This window comes from Fictibacillus enclensis, from assembly GCF_030123385.1.
GTDB lineage: Bacteria > Bacillota > Bacilli > Bacillales > Fictibacillaceae > Fictibacillus_C > Fictibacillus_C enclensis.
Window position 1 is genome coordinate 3,719,806 of sequence record NZ_CP126109.1, and the last position, 20,388, is coordinate 3,740,193.

The window sequence follows — 20,388 nt, forward strand, 5'->3', positions numbered from 1 at the left end:
CATCACAGATACAAAACCTTTAAGAGATGGTGTTGCCTTTTCAAAATGGACTTACCTATCGGACAGAGTTGGTAATTCAAGAATTACGGTGGTACCACGCCCTATTTCCGACTGAATGTCCAAACCACCACCTACAGACCGGGCGCGCTCTTCCATACTGAACAATCCAACCCCGCGCTGGAGATGCTTTTTATCGAACCCCTGACCATCATCACGAATGCTGACTTTTATTTTTTCGTCTACAGTAACAATGTCTACAGTGGCATGTTTCACTTTTGCGTACTTTCGCACATTCGTGAGCGCTTCTTGTATGACTCTGTAAATGGTGGTTTCAATCGCAATGCTAAGCCTCTGAAGCGGAAGAGAACAATTAAAATCAATATCAATTCCATAGTTATCGATGTAACGAGATAAAAAAGATCGAATGGCTGGTACAAGTCCTAGGTCGTCCAAAACGGACGGACGAAGCTCCCATGATATATCCCGAACTTCTTCAATTAAATCCGATGCCTCTTTTTGCATCTGATCAAGTAGTGGATGATTTAGCTGTGACCGCAAAACATTGATGGTGATGAGATGACTGTAGAGATTTTGACCGATCCCGTCATGAAGATTGCGGGACAGTCGTTTGCGTTCTTCCTCCTGGACATCAAGTATGCGTCTCATCATCTGTTGTAGTTCGTGTTCTACCCGCTTTTTTTCCGTAATCTCTGAGCGAATGGCCATATACTGAAAAGGCTCCCCTTCTTCATTCAAAAACGGAATAATGGTTGTATACATCCAGTAATACGTTCCATCCTTCGCTTTATTGCGGATTTCACCTTTCCATACTTTCCCTGCAGCTATGGTTTTCCACAGATTTCCGAAAAACTCTCGGGAATGATAGCCAGAGTTGATAATCCGATGGTCACGCCCTATCAGTTCATCCCGGCTATATTTGGAGATTTCGCAAAACATGTCATTCACATAGGTAATCTTACCTCTTTTATCGGTCATGGCGACAATAGAGGATTCATCAAGTGCAAATTTAACATCCATTAATTCTTGTATAGACTGCTTTAGTTGTTCAACTACCTTCTTATGCTCTGTAACCTCATAACGGATGGCTAAATACTGGTATGGTTGGCCGTCCTTACTCAAAAAAGGAACAATCGTCGTATCTACCCAATAAACGTCACCATTTTTTGCTCTGTTTTTAATTTCTCCACGCCACACGTTTCCTGAGGAAATCGTTTGCCACAGGTTTCTCATAAATTCCTTTGAGTGGTATCCAGAGTTTATCATTCCGTGGTCTTTTCCCAACAGTTCATCCATGGAATACTGAGAAATATCGACGAACTTCTGATTTACATAGGTTATTTTCCCCCTTTTATCCGTCATCGCTATAATCGCTGATTCATCTAAGGCGAATTTAATATCCAATAATTCCTTGAGAGTTTGCTCAGATTCTTCCTCCACTTCCATGATGGAAAGAAGGTAAAAGTCTTCACTTCGAAGGGAAAATGAGTGTTTTTTTATGTAAATCGAAAAGGTTCCTTGTCCGGATCGGATTCCTGTTTGCCTTACTGCTTTTCCCTCCGGCAGGATTGAAAGATCCGTTTCAGGTAGTAAGGTTGAGAGGATTTCCCCCTGCTTATCGCTGCAATTAAATAAAGCCTTCGCTTCTTGGCTTATATACTCGATGACACGTCCAGATACCTCTACCACTAGGTTAGCCTTTGTTGCCTGTTCTTGCTTTACTCTATACATGGTCCCCTGTTCTCCCTTCTTGGGATTCAGACAGGTAAAGGTCTTCTAATCTCTGCGCTTTGTTTTGAACAAGGTCTTTTAGGGTGTGAGTTATTTCCGTTTGCTGATGGTAGCCTACTAATAAGACTCCCCTCAGTTGACCAGCTAATCTCAAGGGAGCCGCATACGCGGAAACCAATTGTTCGGCCAACATAATAGGATATTCTACGGCTTTCCCATTAATACTCTTAGGAAAATGATCCACCTGAATCGCTTGACCGGTGGAGATTACTTTTCCAGCAATCCCTTTGCCATACCTTACTGAAATCTTTTTATATTTTTCGTTTCGGTTGCCATACGCATAGCGCCAATGAATATCGGATCCTGTTCCATCCTGGATAGCTATTCCTGCAAAAGAACATTGTAGTTCTTGTGCTAGTCGTTCAAGTTCGAGCATAAATGAGGATTTATACGCCATAGCCCAACAACCCTTTTTTTAAGGCATAGGCCACGAGTTCTGGCCTTGTTTTCATCTTCAGCTTTTCCATCACGTGTCCCTTATGAGTTTCTACTGTTTTTACCGAGATCACAAGCTGATTGGCAATTTCCTTATTGGAATATCCCTTAGCAATTAAGGTGAGAACTTCTTTTTCCCGATCGGACAGCAGGCTATAGGAATCTACGGTTCCCCGATTAACGTTGACTAAGTATTCCTCCATGAGTCGTTTAGTCGCTGCTGGGTTTAAGTACGCGTTCCCATTGTAGACCGATTGGATGGCCATTATTAGCTCTTCATGCGGTTCACTTTTCAATATACATCCAGAAGCGCCCGACTGAATGGCGCGGAACAAATATTCTTCATCATCATGCATGGTCAAAATAAGAATGGCAGCGTCCGGTAAAAGCTTCTTTAACTCAGATGTTGCACTCAAACCATCTTTTCCGTGCGGCATGCTCAAATCCATAATAATAATATCAGGCTTTAGCTCCAGCGCTTTTTGGATACCTTCATTTCCCTCTGAAGCCTCGCCAACAACCTCCATTTCCGGCTGTGCGTTTAATAGCATCGTCAGCCCTCTGCGTACAACGGCGTGGTCATCCACCAACAAAATTCTCATGAATTACTCTCCTCTTCTAAGGATTTATCAAAGGAAGTACCATGGTCACTTCCGTTCCTTCTCCCACACGAGAAGAAATGATACATTCCCCTCCAGCAAGATGCATCCTCTCTTTCATGGCCTGTAGGCCTGGCAAACTCTGGGTTTGTGCCTCGTCAAATTGAAATCCTTTTCCATAATCTTTTACTTCTATCTTCAAGCAGTCTTCCGTCCATGTAAAGATGATTTTAATAAATGAGGTGTCTGCATACTTCGCTGCATTATGCAGAGCCTCCTGGCACACTCGAAACAACGTCACATTTTGCTCTTCCGGTAGCTTTTTCTCCTCTCCTCCTTCTTCTATCTCCACTTCAATGCCAAACGTTGCTGTATATTGCTTTGCATAACTTTTTAAAGCAGGATAGATGCCAAGTGTACTTAGAGTTGGCGGATGAAGTTCAACAGAAACCATTTGGATCTCTTTAATCGACCGTTCCAACGACTGCACCATCTCCCCTGCAAAGCATTTCATATGGTTGTCGGTAATTCCGCTCTCAATAAACTGCAACCCTGTATAGAAACTATACAGGGTTTGACCAACACTTTCATGAAGTTCATAGGAAATACGTTTCAGTTCCTCTTCCTGGGTTTGTATGATATAAGATATTACCGATTCCTTTGATTGTTTGGATGGTTCTCCCATCATAGCTCCTCCTGATTTACATGCTTTTTTTCTTATAGTGTGTGATATCACTAAACATGCCCGCAAACTGGTTGATTTCTCCTGCTTCATTTTTTATGGCACTGATGGTCAACCATTCAAGATAGTTTCGGCCGTCTTTTCTCCGATTCCAAATTTCTCCCTGCCAATATCCTTTTTCTTCAATGGAAAGCCACATGTTCTTATAAAAGTTTTGATCTTGAAGACCAGACTTTAACAGATTCGGATTTTTTCCAATCACTTCTTCAGGGGCATAACCGGTCAGCTCGCTGAACGCCGGATTCACAGAAATAATCTTCCCTTCCTTATCCGTGATCATGATTCCCTCTGCGGTGCTGTTTAAGACTTGAGCCGACATGCTTAGACGGTCTTGGTAATACATCCAGATTACGAGTACCAGACTTGCCAACGCCACTTCCGATAAGGCCATAAAACCAATGGCATAATGCCCTGTGAGTTTAAAGAGGACAGCCAAGATCAGTGGAGGAAAGAACCCTCCGAGTCCACCCATAGCGGATACCACACCGTTCACAATACCAGCTTGCTTCGGAAAGTAACTTGGAACCAGCTTGAAAATGACTCCGTTGCCCATTCCTGCACAAAACGCAATGGTTAGACACCCTAGCGTGTATAGTTGGATAGATGGAGCGAAAGACAGAAGCATGGCGGAAAGCGTATAACCTCCAAATACAAACATGAGGAGTTTTAAGGAATGGAAGCGATCTGCGAGCCACCCTCCTACCGGCCTCATAAGGGTTGCCAGGACGATGAAGCCTGCGGTCCTTATCCCAGCATCCACCTTTTCTAACCCGAAATTGGATACCAAAAAATTAGGCAAGTAAATGGTAAAAGCAACGAACGAACCAAACGTTATAAAATAGAAAAGGCAGAACAACCACAATTTTTCGTTTTTATAGATACTTTTCAGTTGCTCAGATAGTTTGGTTCGTTCTTTCGTTTCTCGTCGATCTCCAAGAAAAAGGTTGGCAATTACAATGATTGCAAGGAGCACCAGATAAAACTGAACAGTTAGGGTCCATCCCCATTTAGAAGCAAGGACGGGAGCTGCAAAGGTGGAAACGGCCGTACCAATGTTACCTGCTCCATAAATTCCGTTGACAAATCCGTGCCTTTCTTTTGGATAATATTTAGGGACAGAGGTCACTCCTACTGAAAATACCGCCCCTCCTACACCCAGGAACAGACCACCTACTAAAAGATCTACATAGGTAGAAGCGTGGGCTATATAAAAGACAGGAAATAATAGAATCAGAAAACAGATGATAAATAGTTTCCTTGCACCAAACCGATTAGTAAGATAACCAAGTGGAATACGAAGTAAGGATCCTAATATGACTGGCACCGCAGTGACCCATGCAAGCTTATCAGCGGGAATGTTGATATCTTCTTTTATAAAAGGTAACAATGAAGAGATCAAGACCCATACCATAAAACCGGCAATCAAGTTCACCGTTTGTAAAGGAAGCTGAATTTTCCTATTCATATTAATCTTTCCTTTCTGATTCCATAATAAAGGCGGCTGTCCGCATCAAATGTGGTCCACGTGTCATTTGTGAACGATACTAGACTATTAAATGGGACGGCTAAAAAATGAAAATCGTCGAAATACAAGCGGAGGTGAGTGCAATCTGGACACGGTTTAACCTTCTTAATCCTTTGGGACATCCAAGGGATACCCCTCACTTCCTTTTCATAGATGGCTAATTCAACAGGCTCGGATACATAGGATAACAGGGCTTTGATCGCCTCAAGTTCCACAGCTTCCACATCCTTTCATAGCGGGATATACGTTAAACTGACAACCTTGTAAGTATTCCCAAAATGAAGAGCCCTCTGCCTTCTCTAAATGGTTTAACACTTCGTCTTCAGAAGTCCACTCACTCATTCCTCGTACTTCTGCTATAACAATCTCCAATCCATCTTTCTTCTTTTCTTCCAAGTACCAGTGAAGAAGTTGATGATCAAATAGGTGCTGAAGAGCCTTGTCTACTTTACTAAATAAGGATTCTTCGAATACTCCAAAGGTTCGAATAAAACAAAAATCAAGATAGGTTTCATTGTTCATGCTTTTTCCCGCCTTTATGAATTTCCTTTTTGTAAATCAAAAAGGCCACTGGAAATAAAAAGAGATTAAGAGCTACACACACGAGTGTGTTGGTGTAATGCTCGTAAAAGAATTGGTGTACCATGAACTGTGTAGTAACAATGTTGATGGCAAGAATAAGAGCAAGCAGGAAAACGCCAAGAAAACTACGCTTCATATCGATTCACTCCCCTCGCATAAATAAAACCGTTCTCTACTTTCAAATGAATTTGGGGTAGTGGCCTTCGAGGCGGTCCTGCAACCGGCTTGCCTGTTTTGGCGGAGAATTCACCATGATGACAAGGGCAAATCATCTTATCCTCTTCCTTTTTCCAGAATACGGGGCAGCGCAAATGGGTGCATGCATTTTGGTAGGCAACAAAACGGGTTTCACTCAAACGGATAAGCAGAGCACTGTCATGCTCACCTGGGAAAGAGAAATCCACCGAATCTCCAACGGCAACGGCCTTAAGAGAAGCGATTTTCTTTCGGGGATACTCTTTTTTAGCCAGCCCCATGAGTTCTTTTGCGGCAATGGTTCCCCATGGCAGAGAAGAGATAGCGAATAGGCCAGCGGCTCCCACAAGTGTTTTCATAAAACCGCGACGATCCAGCATTCGCTCATTGTTTCTTTCAATGTTATGGGTATAGTTATCTTCGTCAAATGGAATGTGGTTTTTCCGGTCTGTCATACCGCTCTCCTCCTAAAACAACTTTTCTACGCCCTGCAAAATACCAGGAAGATTAATTTTCACATTGGTTTCGCCTTCAAGATAAGGCATGCTCGACACCCACTTTTCATTTCCTAGAGCAAATTGACTTTTCTTTGTTGCAATTTCTTCCTCACTTAGCCACTGCAAGGTATTTGACGGGCACACACTTGCACACATTGGCGGTATACCGTCCTTTGTACGATCAATACATAAATCACATTTGTACATCAGGTTTTGTTCGGTATCAAATTTAGGTATCCCATATGGGCAGGCGATCGTACAATTCTGGCAGCCGATGCATTTTTCCACCAGTGCAGATAATACTGCGCCGGTTTCATGAATCTGGATGGCTTGCGCCGGACAGCTTCTGGCACAAGCGGGATTCTCGCAGTGTAGGCACATCAGGGGCATTGTCTGCCTTGATACAAGGGGGTTTACATCATAAACATAATTTCTGTTTCGCTGTTCATGGCCTCCACACTGGGTACAGGCTGCCAGGCAGGAACGGCAACCGATACAGTTTTCCAGTTCAATATACAGTCTCTTCTTCACGGCTACCGTTCTCCTTTTTTGCAATCTTTGATAGTTGCGCTGCACATACTTTAAACTCAGGCATTCGTGAAATAGGATCCAGTGCAGCAATGGTTAGTAAGTTGATTGATTCTTCATCACCGAAATGGTAAGGGACAAACACCGTATCCTCCCTTATGGCCTCCGTAACTTTCACTTTATAGGTGGCCTCCCCTCTCTTCGTATAGAGCCGAACCACCTCTTCATGTTCTATGTTGTAAGCCTTCGCGGTTGTTGGGTGAACTTCCACATAAGGATCTGGGCACATGTCATGAAGAAAGGGAATTCTTCTTGTCTGGTTCCCGGATAGATAGTGATACACCACTCGTCCAGTCGTCAAACAGAGCGGGTATTCCACAGTTGTTTCCTCTGCTGGCGGTCGGTAAGGCAGGGCACAGATTTTAGCTTTGCCGTCCGGATGATAGAATTTTTTATCAAGAAACATATGAGGTGTTCCTTTGTCGTCTTCACTTCTACACGGCCAGAATACGCCGTCTTGCTGATCGATCTTATCCCAAGTGGCACCGTAATAATCAGCAGAACCACCTCGGGAAGCCAGCCTAAATTCCTCTGCTACGTCACCGGCAGTCTTTAAATGCTCAAAGAATGCACCTTTACCAAGCTTGCTCGCTAGCTCCACCTGCATCTGCCAATCTGGCTTTGATTCGCCGATCGGTTCTTGGGCTTTATTAATTTTAATAATACGTCCTTCAAGGTTAGTGACGGTTCCTTCATCCTCACTCCAGGTAACAGAGGGCAGAACGACATCCGCAAACTGTGCGGATTCGGATAAGTAGAAATCTGCACATACCATAAAATCTAGATTTTCCATTGCCTTTCTAACAAAATTCAAATTTGGGGCCGATACGGCTGGGTTGGAACATAACAGATACAATCCGCGGATCTCTTTCTTCTCCATTAGTTCAAACATCTCGTATGCGGAAACACCTGGCTGTGGCATTTCTTCAGGCGTAATTCCCCATACCTTACAGACTTCCTCCACATGCTTCGGATTCGTAAGTTTTCGGTAGCCCGGTAGCAAGTCGGCTTTTTGGCCGTGTTCTCTTCCTCCCTGTCCGTTCCCCTGGCCTGTAAATGTAGCTACGCCAGAAAAGGGTCTACCGATTTTTCCCGTAATTAATGCCATATTGGTATACGCTGAAACATTATCCACACCTTTATGCTGCTGTTCAATCCCTCTTGCAAACATGACAATGGCATTTGGTGCCTTGCCATAAATATCTGCGGCTCGGATGATTTTCTCCACTTCCACTCCCGTAATTTTGCTCGTATACTCAGGTGTGAAAAGCTCTAATAGCTCTTTGGTTTCTTCAAATCCGTTCGTATGGCGCTGAATGAACGCCTCATCCATGTATCCTTTTTTGATAAGCAAATGAGCAATTCCATTGGCCAGGGCAAGGTCTGTGCCGGGTTTTAAATCCAGATGAACATCTGCCCTTCTAGCAATCGGTGTTTCACGAGGATCTGCGACGATGAGATATCCCCCGCGCTCCTGCACGGACCATACACGAAACATGGATGTTGGATGACATTCTGCGGTGTTGCTACCTGCAATAAATAAACAATCGGTCTCATGAATATCGGTCCAGGGAAGAGTTGATCCCCGGTCTACCCCAAAGGATCGAAGAAAACCGCCTGCTGCACTCGACATACAGAATCGTCCATTATAGTCGATATAGCGTGTTCCCAGAGCTACTCGTGCAAACTTCCCTGTTAGATAACACTTTTCATTGGTCATGGAGACACCGCTGAAGACAGAGAGCGTATCTTTTCCATATTGAGCCTGCAGAGTCTTAAATTTCTCTGCAATAAATTCGTATGCTTCCTCCCAGCTCGCTTCCCGAAAACCTTCTTTCGTTCCTTTCAAGTCAGCATTGTCTCGGATGAGAGGCTTTAAAAGACGATCCTTATGATTGGTTTGTTGATAGGCGGTTACTCCTTTCGGACACATTTTTCCGACGGTTACTGGCCAGTCATATCGCGGCTCTACTCCAATAATTTTATTGGTATGGGTATTTACACGTAGGTTCATGCCGCATTGCATGCCACAGTAGCTGCAATGTGTTTTAACAAGTTTCTCATTTGGATGTTGGACGTTTTCTACCTCTTTAAAGAATTTATCCCTTAGCATTTTGGTTGGCCTCCTTGACTTTTGCCTCATGGGTGTTGAATCCGGAAAACCTTGACATCCGGTACTTTCTCCTACAAGGAAGGCAAAGCTCAGCCAAGTGAAATCCTTCCTGCATCTCAAATTGAATATCGTTTTCGTTCAGTATTTTTATCACATCATTGGATTGTTCGGTGGAGACAAATGGATCTCCGCATACAGAACATTTTTTCATGGACTGAGCTCCATAATGCTCGCGGTAGTTTTTTGCAAACACGCTGACTGCTCGGAATGGAATATGAGCAAGCTTTCCAAACGGTAAATAGAGTAAAGTTATGATGACAGAATACTGATGGATCAGAGACATCACCGGTTGGCCCTTACCATGAAAAAAGACGTTCATTACAGTTAAAAGGAGACCTGTCACACTGACAAGCAGCAGCATGTAAAGCGGCATAAAGTCATAAAGAAATTTTTGTTCCGCCCTGGCCTGCATATTTTTCAATCGACGATAAAGGGCCATGCAAACACCGGCGATCACCATAATGGCTGTAATGTTAAGCGCATTGTAAAAGAAAAATGCCAACACTCCGTCAGCCTTGACTTTCATCAAATTAAGTCCCATACCCACCACTGTGTAATAACCGTTTTCCTCCATCGTGAAGTACATCCATCCAAATACCAGCGGAAACGTTACAAAACAAGAAAGAATGCATCCCCAGCCGATTAAAAAGTGCTGCGCCCATCGGTAAACTCCCCGATTCCATATAAACTGGTGTGTCACCATATGGTTGGTTGTTGTCTTAGGGGTAGACTTACGAAACAGAAGTCTAATCCCCTTTTTGATCAAGTTTTTTGTCGGAGGACGCTCTGCCCAAGCAACGAATCTGTAAAAGAATCCGCCTATAAAAACGAGGGTCCCGACCATATATCCGTATAGATTTAAATCAATATGGGTAAACATTCTCGTTCCAATAAAAACCAAGACTACAAGCAGAAGGATTGAAATAAAAAGGGATTTAGCAAAATGTGAAGCGAATGCCCGGTTATAAGAATGAACCGCTTTGGAATCGTTAAGTATCGTTTTCTGCATACAGCATTCTCCTTTATTTGATTTACTGCATCTACCATTATTGTAAGGAGCGATGGTCTACACAACCATCAGGAAAAACCCCCATTTCACTTCAAAAATCCCCCTATTCTTCCCAAGGCCAAAGGGCACATCACACTAGCAGCTGATGCAGGGCCTAACAAAGAAAAGTCGATCCTTTTTAATGAAGGATCGACTTAGGCAGTAACAAAGCATATTTCCCATTTTTAGTGATAGTGTTCAACGTTTGGTTTAATGATTATTTAACGAGGGACTAAACGAAGTTAATTAAAATAGGGGTGTTCGAGTAAATGGATTCTATTGAATGAGGGTAAAGGGGGAAGAACTGAAAAGCTTCTCCATCATATCTACTCCTAAGAAGTACTTTGAGGTGCACAATATAAATCGAAATATCACGTCCCAATCCTGCTTATAGTAATTCGTATTTTATTGGACTAAAAAAAAGGAAGAGGGCGGCTCCTTATATGGAACTACCCTCTTCTCCTTAAAGACTACGCTACTAATCACAATTGCAGAGCTATTGCAGTTGCGGCACCAAGCGGCTCACAGAAGTGAACTTCGTGCTTGTGCGACTCAATTTTAACGCATATTATTGGTGGGTTATTCCTCTCCTAAAATAGCCACTGGGCTAAATGATTCGTAATGAATGTGCTCCGTAGGTATTTCCCAGTCCTTTAAGGCCCTAATAATGGCATCCATAAATGGAAGAGACCCGCAAAGATAAAAATCAGAATCCTTGGTTGATACATTGGATTTTAGAAAATCCATATCAATATACCCTTCCTTATCAAAATCCCCTCTCTGTTTATCCTCGGTGGTAGGTGCTTCATAACAAACCAACGATTTTAAGTTTGAATGATTGTTTTCTAGCTGTTTTACATGGTCTTTAAAAGGGTGGTACTGACTATTCAGGGCTGCGTGTATAAATGTTACTTGTCGATTCGGTTGCTCAGATACTACAGCATTGAGCATACTTAAAACAGGAGTAATTCCAATACCCCCACTAATCAAGACAATAGGGGTGCTGCTGTTATCCAGTACGAAGTCACCTGCCGGAGCAGAAAATGAAAGCGAATCTCCCGTTTGAATCTGCTCATGTAGATAATTCGATACAATGCCTTCTGGGGTATTCTGATCTTCTCGTTTCACACTAATTCGATAATAATCTTTCACTGGCGCTTCAGATAGACTGTAATGGCGAATGTGTGTATATTTTTCACCAGGAATTTCTGCCTTGATCGTAAGGTACTGTCCAGGTTTGTATGTAGCAATTACGTCTTGGTCTTTGGGTTTTAAATAAAAGGAAGTTACATCTTCGCTTTCTTTTACCTTTTTATCTACATAAAAATCTCTATAACCTCTCCAACCTCCCGTTTGTTGTTCAGTCTCTTCGTATAGCTTTTTTTCCAGGTCAATAAACGCATCCGCAATATATCCGTAGGCTTTACCCCAAGCCTCAATGATTTCATCTGTAGCAGCGTCTCCCAATACATCTTTTACAGCTTGCAGTAACGTTTCACCTACGACAGGATATTGTTCCGCTTTGATTCCAATCGCTCGATGTTTCTGAGATATTCTTTCTATAACGGGTTTGATGGCATCAAGATTTGTGATATGTTCTCCAGCTGCATAAACTGCATATCCCAACGCTTCTTGTTGGAGGCCCCTTTTCTGGTTGGTTTGATTGAAGATATTGTATAAGTCAGGGGCTTTTTCAAATAATAGGGTATAAAATCTTCTTCCAATTTCTTTACTATGTTCCTTTAAGACAGGTGCAGTAGATTGAACAATACCAATCGTTTTTTCATCTAGCAAATTCATCATCCTTTCAGACATCATTAGGTTTAAATTACTTTTTAATTATTCCCCTTGGTTTAAGAATTTACACTAGACATTGGAGTAAGTAACGTATCAGTTACATTAGACATATCTATTAAAGACAAGTGGCGGTTCATGGAAGCACGAGAACCAATCCTTTCATCTGCCTGTGGAAACAGGAGAACCGTCCCTATGCTTCCATGTTAATTTATCTTAATACTCAGATAATAAATATCGGATAGTTGCCCATTACTGTAATAAGGTTAGCCCACCGCACATGACTAGAGGCAGTTACGGGCAATTAACAACGTTTCATCATTTGAATAATTACGAACTTTCCTTTCTGCTGCTGATAATCTATTATCCTTCAATCATTAGAGGAAACGACAAGTAATAAATCCAATCATACACCATCTTATATAGTCCAAATTTTCGGACTATATAAGGGTAATTTTTTATGGTCTTATTTCTACATTTTTCGTTAAAAAACCTGCACCGGTATTAAATGAAGCATATCTTTAACCAATTTTTGTGATTTACCTTATTCAACAATCTGGCCTGTTTGTTGAATAAGTTGATTTTTTATACTTAAAAAGCAAAAAAAATTTCGTGTTGGTACAAAGTTGGCACGACACTAATTTACACACAAAAAAACCTCGGTATATTGCTTATATACCAAGGCTTTTCATCATTTATCCGATTGCACCCTCCATCTCGAACTTGATTAATGAAGGCTTTCATAACATATTCAATAGATGCATAAACCTTTTTAAATCAAGGTTTTCCCTATTTCCATTTTTAAACCTTTTCAATGCTTTTCAAATTCAGTTGGCACAAAATTGGCACGAAAACGAAATGAATGCGGTTCCCAATGATGAACTTGTGTGCGGAACATATCTCACCCTTTTTTTCTTTTTCGCTTAAAATGCTGTAATATCAGCAGATTACTTTTTTGGGTTTTCAAAATATATATATCTTATTTTTTTAAATAATTTTGGTCATTTTTTGGTCGAGATTTTGGTCAATCATTCTACCTTATTGATTGTTCAGGTAAGGTAATGATCGAGAATAACCATACTTATGCTTTATGAGACTCGAGGATTGTATTGTGTCTTATCAATTTGATCATGAACAGCATCAACTGAATGCTTTAAACTAACAGTATGCAAAAATAGAGCTAAATGTTGGTTAGCTCTACTTGTAAGGTTTTACTTATTTTGTTTCAAGATCAGTTTTATCTCTTCCACTATGCCATAAAGACCAACAGGCATAGCAGAGTTTCTTATACATTTAAGATCCTAAAGCTGAACCATCATGTTCCTTGCTTCCGCCAAATAACAGATTGCTTCCTTCATTTTATCTTTGTAAACTTTGGTTGTTCTTTCGATTTCTGCAGCGAACTTTTCATCCGAACATTTCGATTGTTTTTTCCGCTTAGTTGTGGTTTTGAAGCCGAAACTCGTGAGCTTCAAATAACACACTAACCCCGATGGAGGTGAATTGTAACACACGAGGTGGAGAGCTTATTCTCCTCCTTTAATAAGAGATTTGGACAATCTTCTGCAGGGAAAACAAAAAAACCGACTCAAAAACACTTGGATCTAGCCCTGCGAAAGCGACCAACTGTTTTAACGTCGGGAATTTCTGTAATAAATGCACTCGCCGTTATTTCGCCTACCTTGGTATAGACTTGAGAAGTCCAATACTGAATTTTGCTTAACGAAATCACGTAAAACTTTTTGTCGGTTTCTAATCATGTCAATAAAGCTCAAAACACTCTAACTATTGGAATTAATCCTCAAGTTGTATAATCCTCCACAAGTTCGCTACGGTGATGTCCACGAGCTTAACGTGAATGTTAGCTAGGGGTTGAACCGTTTAAAGAAACTGGTTCTCAGTCCCAACAGAGCCTACGTTCTACACCCATGTTTCTAAAGTTCCTGTTTAAATTACCTTTAGAAAATAAAATAGACCCATAACAAAATGAACTGAACTTGTTATTGGCCGATATTACGAACACAGCCTTTTGTTATCAAGATGCAGGAATAGTAAAAAGTGTGTTGAAGTTTAATTGTAAAAAATAAGGTATTGGAGGAATTTTTATAAAGAAAGCAAATGTGGGTGATATAATTGAATATATGGGGCAAAAGGGGAAAATTACAACGGTACTCACAAATGTAGTAGTCGTTGATTTTTCTCCATTTAGTAAGACAATTATAGGGAAGCCAGAATTACAACGGGTAGTAAAACATAAAGATTACCAAATTATTATAGAAAGTAATAAATCCATTAATACAATAAAGAAGTAAAATTAAATCATCAGATTTCTTCGCTGATGAAATATCGGAATGCTAACAGAAATAAAAAATTTTTGCTGATCTGTGAAACAGCCAGCACTACTAAGTTATCTGGCTGTTTCTTGAATAATTCCAGCGATAACAAAGATTTCTAAATCCAACACCTCTTATTTAAATTTCTTCGTTCATATCCTCTATAAAATACTGTAGACTGGTCTAACTCCAAAAACCACATGATACGGCTCCTAAGCCAATCACCCAATTTTTTCATTATAACGCATAGGAACAGGATTCTTAACCACAGATTACCCCACATAATAACATACAATCAATTTTCGTTCAGATATTAAGCCGTGTAATCCCCTCATAAACGAATAAACGAGGACTTAACCAGCCCTCTATTTAATAATGAAGCCACAACCCATACGGATCACCAGAATTCTCGCAAATTCCACTCGTACTCTAAACGCTTGTCCATTTCAACTTAATAGAAAAATCATATTTATATAGTAAGAGTTTCCAATTACCTTAAATTTTAATTTGGGAGGAAGCTTTTTCAAACAATAAAAACAAACTAGATTCAAATTCCTGTTTTTTTGTCTGTCAAACCAGTACATGATTTCAATTAGTAAAAAACAATTAATGAAAGTACGTTAATAAAATAAGATTTCCCATAGTAATATTTTTGCTTTAAACGTCTACTTTTATAAAATAATTCATTAAACTAGCAATTCTCCCTAGCTTTATAAATAATTTATTGGAGGGATAGCAGTGGCCTTTTTACAGTTAAACTGTATTAGTCAAACCTATTTTTCAAAACGATCGTCCACAACGGCCTTGGAAGATATATCTTTATCTGTGCGGAAAGGCGAATTTATCTCCTTTCTTGGTCCCAGTGGGTGTGGGAAAACGACGTTATTATCCATTGTTGCGGGATTGTTTCCTCCTACAGTGGGATCAGTTACGCTAAGCGGTGAACTCCTTAAAGGACCACACCCGAAAATCGGATATATGCTACAACAAGACTATCTTTTCCCATGGAAAACCGTCAAAGAAAATGTGCTTCTCGGTTTAAAATTAAGAGATCAGCAGAACGAGGGACATATATCCAACACTTTTTCGTTACTTAAAGAAGTCGGCTTAGAGGGTACCTTAGATATGTATCCAACACAACTCTCAGGCGGCATGCGGCAACGGGTGGCGTTTGTGAGAACACTTGCCACTAACCCGGAAATATTGCTGCTTGATGAGCCCTTTTCTGCACTTGACTATCAGACAAAACTTAAACTTGAAGACCTCGTTTCCATTACATTAATGGAGCATGGTAAAACCGCCATCCTCGTGACCCATGACATCGGTGAGGCCATCGCAATGAGTGACACGATCATTTTATTCTCTAAGAATCCTGGACGTATTATTCGAACGTTTAAAACTCCAGAAACACTAAAGAGGCTCACCCCATTTGAAGCTCGGCATCATCCAGATTATTCAATGATGTTTCAGCAAATATGGGAGGAGTTGGAGCAAATTGAACAAAACGACAGTGAATAAAACGCATGCCGAATACCTTCAACGTTTAAAGAAAGAAAAACGAAATGTGGTGTTTGTCCAGAGTTTCATCTTCATCGTGTTTATTGGATTATGGGAAGTTTCCTCCAATAAAGGATGGATTGATCCTTTATTATTCAGTTCTCCTAAACGGATAGGTTTTCTGTTGATGGAAAAGCTCACTAACGCCAGCCTATTTTCTCACGTGGGCATTACACTATCCGAAACGATTTTGGGTTTCTTGTTGGGAACCCTACTTGGTACCCTTTTCGCCTCCCTTTTATGGTGGCTGCCATTCCTCTCAAAAGTGCTCGATCCGTATCTGGTCGTTTTAAATGCGCTGCCAAAGGTTGCCCTTGGTCCTATATTAATTGTCGCACTCGGACCAAATTTCACATCCATCCTCGCGATGGGTATCATAATTACCATTATCATTACCATCATGGTGGTATACTCTGCATTTATAAATGTTGAGCCTAATTATCTTAAAGTTATCCAAACATTGGGCGGTTCGAAGTTGCATTGTTTTAAAGAAGTGATTCTACCCGCTTGTTTCCCAACCATCATTTCCGTCCTAAAAGTAAATGTTGGTCTGGCATGGGTTGGTGTCATCATGGGGGAGTTTCTCGTTGCCAAACAAGGACTCGGCTACATGATTATATATGGTTTCCAAGTATTTAATTTCACACTTGTCCTGCTCGGACTACTCATTATTGCCATCCTTGCGACCATTATGTACCAACTTGTCGAAATTCTTGAAAGAAAACTAATTAAAAATAGGTAAAGGGGTTCGTCCCTGGTCTCACTTTCACTAAAACATAGCTTAAATAAAAGGAATAAAACATCAAATAGAAGAGACCCAATATAAATGAGGCCGCTGAAAAACTTGCGTTTTTTATAGAAAATAACTAGCTTCATAAAAAAGACGACTCACATACAATTATCGAATCGAGAGTCGTCTTTTTCTAACCGTTTTTGCAGTTTAATTTACTTATTTTTATTCTCTTTACATTCACGGCAAATATAGTCATTGCTCCTTATAACTCTATAATTAGACCCGAAGATGACGCCACATCAATGTTGATATGTACGAAACTTGTATTACACCCGGTACGGATGAAAAGTTCGCTGCAGAAATCGAAAGAACAACCAAGCTTAGCTGTATTTCCACCTGCATAATAATGAAGTATTTTTTCGCTCATACAATCACCCTTTTATTTATTACATTGGTGCCTAAGGGATACCGACAAGATTTGACATTTTACCCATGGTCTTAGGTGGAAGTATGTTTCAGGCATTGACTACACACGATGCTTCGCTTTACATCCTCGATTGGTCATCATAGCTGCCTTCATAAGTGAGAGACACTTCAAGGTTGATGCCTAGGTGGTTTGTTGTAAAGAGGATAATAATCGTCGTATTTGATCTTATTGTTTTAAAATTTGAACTTCCTCTTTTATCTTTGAACAGAATGAAAAAAGAATATTTCCGCATCAGAAACAACATGACCTGTCTTCATTATGCGGATTTTTGGTATGAAATGATGTGAGATTTTGATTATGTAAGGTGCGATTCGAAGCTCGCGTTTGTCGAGCATTGGTTTTCACAGACAAAACCACCTTTTGAGGGTGGCTCTGAAAATTGGACTTTTTTTATGATATTTATCATCCAAAGTTAGAAAATGGTGCACCTATTTGCAAATTAATGAACCGAGAGATTTTTAAGAAGAGCGGTATTAAAGTATAAGCGGGACCCATCAATACACACATAACAAATGTAATGTTTTCTTCATTTTTTCTTCATCCCAGAATGCCTTATAAGGATTTTCTAAATTGATACGCTTTTCCCAGCTACTGGAATGCAGCCGGTAGAGTATGTGAATTTGTTCTCTATCTGCTCTTCATCTGCTCCTAGGAAAAATATTGGGGATATCTTCGATTATAATCCAATTTTCTCCATTTCGGCTACAAGAAAAGTATAAATCAGGGATATTGATGTTTTTCTCATTGAAGAAAGTGAAATGATTTGTATAGACATCAAATTCGCACTTATTTATACAATTTTTCAAAATGTAAGATCTTTTTCTTGAATATGCCCTATATGAAAAGACACCTCTATTGGGATTACCTCTCTTTAAGTCTTCAATATTACTTAAATCAACATCATTATCTTTTAAGAACTCTATTACTTGGAGAAGGTAAGTTTGCCATAAAACCCTCCTATTTCTTATTTAATTTAAGCTAAAACATGCTAACAAATTAGATTTGCATAACAGATACCCTCTATATATTTTAGAACCACTGAGGCTTTACGGGTAACTCTTTTACGTGTATATCCCAAGAATGAGATACTTTATCTCGTACAAATTCAAAAGCAACTTTAACCTTTTCTATATCTGATAGTTCTTTAACATTTAATTCATCAACCTTTTCTTGAATTAAGGGGTGTGAATAGTCCACTACTTCTAATTCTTTTAAATACTCTGTTAAATTAACACACTCAGGTATAAGTTTCATTTATATCGCCCCTTTCCCTTTAATTTGCATAAACAGATTTGGTTTATCTAAAGAGGCAAATCCATATTTTGAATATAAAGTATGACCATCGTCTGTACATAACATTATTCTACGAATCTTTAACTCTTCATAATCAATTATGATCTTAATCAACCACTTACCTAAACCTTGCTTTCTAAAGTCTTTTAAAATAAATACATCGGTAAGATATGCAAAAGTGACTAAATCTGAAATGACTCTTGCAAAACCTACTTGTTTCTTCTCTTTATTAATCGGATCTATGTAATACATCCCAAAACAGAGAACAGAATTATTTATTGAGTTTATAACATCTTCCATCGAAATCCCTTTTGACCAATATGATTCATTACTTAAAAAGTTATAAATAACGTCCAGTTCTAAATCACTTTTATCAACTGTAATAAGATAATCTTCATATTTCCATCTTGTGTTAATCAAAAACTCCCACCTCTAAATTGGTAATTTTTTAATAATAATACCATTTTATGAATAATGAATTATACAATTTTAAAATATTTCTCTTTTTTTTAATTATTCTGCTAAGTTACTTTTAGTACAGTCCTCCATAATCTCTATTTTTTATAAATATCCAAATTAACTACCAAGTGTTATTCAAGAATCTGTCCCGATTGCTGAACAAAATTAAAAAAGCGCTATTTATCCAAAAGCAACCTGTCAATATTTCTTAAACCCAATATTTGTTCGTCGTTTAATGGACAAAACAAAACGATACAGAAAATCAGCAGAAAAGCGCTTGTTTTTGTCTATAAACCCGTTTATCAATTTTTCAAGTGCTGGACGAAGCTTAACCTCTTCCTTTCCTTTCTGTACGGAGGAATCACGGGATTTCAATTAATGGGCCTTCTTCCTGTTAAACCAGGGGTAACCACTGGTGGATTATGGAGGGATATGCTTGTTATGTTTGGATGTGCGCTGTTTCTGCTGTATTCCAGCGAAAAATTTCTTAAGGGAATGGAAAGGGAAAAGCACCAGTAAGTCACTTCGATGGATCTCTGGCTGCCTTTCGAAACGAATAGAAGCTCCATGTTTTTTAGGTTGTTTATGTGATGGCAAGGGGTTTTAGAACAAACAAAAAACGCTGCCTCGCTAGGACTTTTTTTGTGGCCATATACATTTCTGAGGATAACATTTGACGTCTAGGGATAGTTTGTATGAAGATATGCTGTTGTTTTCTATTTTTTTGGATTATATGAAATAGCCCCCTATAATGGCTGCCCCATAGGGCGGCTTTTTTGTTTTTTAGTCACTTGATGTCTGATTTAATACCTTATAAACGGTGCTTCTCGAAATGCCATAGTCTCTGCCAATATCTACAGCGCTTTCTCCACTTTTGAAGAGCTTGGTAATCTGTAGTCTTTGAATTTTACCTATAGCCGGCCGTCTTTTTTTCCCTCTTTTTCTTGCCGACTCCAGCTGTTTAATTACCAGTTACTAACATCTACTTTGCGGGTGGTGTTAGCTTCATTTCAAAGTATCACAAAAGAAGTCATGCGTTAATGTACCTATTCTAAAGAATATTAAAAACAGCCTAAAGGCTTACTTGATTCTTCAAACAAAAGGCGTCTTGAGCCAGATACCTTACAGGAATTCATTGCTGTTTTTGCTGTTCCGTGTGCGATAAAACCCGGCGTTGCCGGATGGCTTCGTTTGATCTACTAGAGCGACTTGACATTATTATAACGGCTACTCTTCATTCAGTATCGCATATCTACTCCATCAGTTAGCTTTTGTAATGAAAATAATTAACGCTACGAACTGTATATAAATTTCAAAAAATTTTAACTTTGTTCCTTATAATTACGTTGGTATCCATAAAATTTTTTTCCTTCAAAGTGAATATAGTCAATCGAAAGGTGTAAACTACTTCCTTGGCCAATAGAGGTTACATTGAATGGACGATCGAAAGGCCCGATCAAATTATACTGGTTCGGCAATAGATCATTGCTGACAGTTTCAGATATTCACTTTATGTAACTAGGGGTCCTACCAGTGGTG

Annotated in this window: 18 protein-coding genes; 3 read left to right on the forward strand and 15 right to left on the reverse strand. The window is 39.7% G+C overall.

The genetic code is table 11. The annotated features are described in order from the left end of the window. Positions 1–51: 51 nt before the first annotated feature. The 12 genes from QNH15_RS19515 to hmpA all read right to left on the reverse strand — a co-directional run bounded on the left by QNH15_RS19515 (position 52) and on the right by hmpA (position 11,987). On the reverse strand, positions 52–1,749 hold the full coding sequence (locus QNH15_RS19515; RefSeq protein ID WP_283889809.1) for a PAS domain-containing sensor histidine kinase: 1,698 nt from the start codon (positions 1,747–1,749) through the stop codon (positions 52–54). After that, positions 1,742–2,206, reverse strand: a complete 465-nt coding sequence (locus tag QNH15_RS19520) for a GAF domain-containing protein (protein WP_283889811.1) — start codon at positions 2,204–2,206, stop codon at positions 1,742–1,744. Before QNH15_RS19520 ends, QNH15_RS19515 begins: the two co-directional genes overlap by 8 nt. Then, positions 2,196–2,846: a response regulator gene (locus tag QNH15_RS19525; protein ID WP_283889812.1), complete on the reverse strand. Its 651-nt coding sequence runs from the start codon at positions 2,844–2,846 to the stop codon at positions 2,196–2,198. The genes QNH15_RS19520 and QNH15_RS19525 overlap by 11 nt, the downstream gene beginning before the upstream one ends. A 16-nt stretch (positions 2,847–2,862) precedes the next feature. Then, entirely contained in the window at positions 2,863–3,531 is a 669-nt protein-coding gene (locus QNH15_RS19530; RefSeq protein ID WP_283889813.1) for a sensor histidine kinase, read from the reverse strand. A gap of 13 nt (positions 3,532–3,544) precedes the next feature. Then, positions 3,545–5,050, reverse strand: a complete 1,506-nt coding sequence (locus QNH15_RS19535) for a nitrate/nitrite transporter (protein WP_283889814.1) — start codon at positions 5,048–5,050, stop codon at positions 3,545–3,547. A 264-nt stretch (positions 5,051–5,314) separates the two neighbouring features. Continuing rightward, the gene (locus QNH15_RS19540; protein ID WP_283889815.1) at positions 5,315–5,632 is read right to left on the reverse strand and encodes a hypothetical protein; all 318 of its coding nucleotides are present in this window, start codon (positions 5,630–5,632) and stop codon (positions 5,315–5,317) included. Next, positions 5,622–5,828, reverse strand: coding sequence for a hypothetical protein (locus QNH15_RS19545; protein WP_283889816.1), 207 nt, complete (start codon positions 5,826–5,828; stop codon positions 5,622–5,624). The genes QNH15_RS19540 and QNH15_RS19545 overlap by 11 nt, the downstream gene beginning before the upstream one ends. Next, a complete protein-coding gene (locus tag QNH15_RS19550) occupies positions 5,818–6,342 on the reverse strand; it encodes a Rieske 2Fe-2S domain-containing protein (protein ID WP_283889817.1) in 525 nt (174 codons plus the stop codon). Before QNH15_RS19550 ends, QNH15_RS19545 begins: the two co-directional genes overlap by 11 nt. Positions 6,343–6,354: 12 nt before the next feature. Next, the gene (locus QNH15_RS19555) at positions 6,355–6,915 is read right to left on the reverse strand and encodes a 4Fe-4S dicluster domain-containing protein (protein ID WP_283889818.1); all 561 of its coding nucleotides are present in this window, start codon (positions 6,913–6,915) and stop codon (positions 6,355–6,357) included. Continuing rightward, positions 6,893–9,085 (reverse strand): molybdopterin oxidoreductase family protein, encoded by a 2,193-nt coding sequence (locus QNH15_RS19560; protein ID WP_283889819.1) that lies wholly within the window; start codon positions 9,083–9,085, stop codon positions 6,893–6,895. Before QNH15_RS19560 ends, QNH15_RS19555 begins: the two co-directional genes overlap by 23 nt. Further along, a complete protein-coding gene (locus QNH15_RS19565) occupies positions 9,072–10,154 on the reverse strand; it encodes a hypothetical protein (RefSeq protein ID WP_283889821.1) in 1,083 nt (360 codons plus the stop codon). Before QNH15_RS19565 ends, QNH15_RS19560 begins: the two co-directional genes overlap by 14 nt. A 618-nt stretch (positions 10,155–10,772) precedes the next feature. Next, positions 10,773–11,987, reverse strand: coding sequence for an NO-inducible flavohemoprotein (hmpA, locus tag QNH15_RS19570; protein ID WP_283889822.1), 1,215 nt, complete (start codon positions 11,985–11,987; stop codon positions 10,773–10,775). A gap of 2,120 nt (positions 11,988–14,107) precedes the next feature. Between hmpA and QNH15_RS26255 the strand changes: the two genes are divergently transcribed. From QNH15_RS26255 to QNH15_RS19580, 3 genes are all read left to right on the forward strand, one after another. Beyond that, entirely contained in the window at positions 14,108–14,299 is a 192-nt protein-coding gene (locus tag QNH15_RS26255) for a hypothetical protein (RefSeq protein WP_353051222.1), read from the forward strand. Between the two features lie 759 nt (positions 14,300–15,058). Next, positions 15,059–15,838, forward strand: coding sequence for an ABC transporter ATP-binding protein (locus QNH15_RS19575; RefSeq protein ID WP_283889824.1), 780 nt, complete (start codon positions 15,059–15,061; stop codon positions 15,836–15,838). Beyond that, positions 15,816–16,619 carry an ABC transporter permease gene (locus tag QNH15_RS19580; RefSeq protein WP_283889825.1) on the forward strand — a complete coding sequence of 268 codons (804 nt, stop codon included), beginning with the start codon at positions 15,816–15,818 and terminating at the stop codon, positions 16,617–16,619. The genes QNH15_RS19575 and QNH15_RS19580 overlap by 23 nt, the downstream gene beginning before the upstream one ends. 1,507 nt (positions 16,620–18,126) lie before the next feature. Here the strand turns inward: QNH15_RS19580 and QNH15_RS19585 are convergent. From QNH15_RS19585 to QNH15_RS26260, 3 genes are all read right to left on the reverse strand, one after another. Next, on the reverse strand, positions 18,127–18,351 hold the full coding sequence (locus QNH15_RS19585) for a transglutaminase family protein (protein ID WP_347343357.1): 225 nt from the start codon (positions 18,349–18,351) through the stop codon (positions 18,127–18,129). Beyond that, positions 18,352–18,810: a GNAT family N-acetyltransferase gene (locus QNH15_RS19590; protein WP_283889827.1), complete on the reverse strand. Its 459-nt coding sequence runs from the start codon at positions 18,808–18,810 to the stop codon at positions 18,352–18,354. An 822-nt stretch (positions 18,811–19,632) separates the two neighbouring features. Continuing rightward, on the reverse strand, positions 19,633–19,821 hold the full coding sequence (locus QNH15_RS26260; RefSeq protein WP_430667176.1) for a helix-turn-helix domain-containing protein: 189 nt from the start codon (positions 19,819–19,821) through the stop codon (positions 19,633–19,635). Positions 19,822–20,388: the final 567 nt, after the last annotated feature.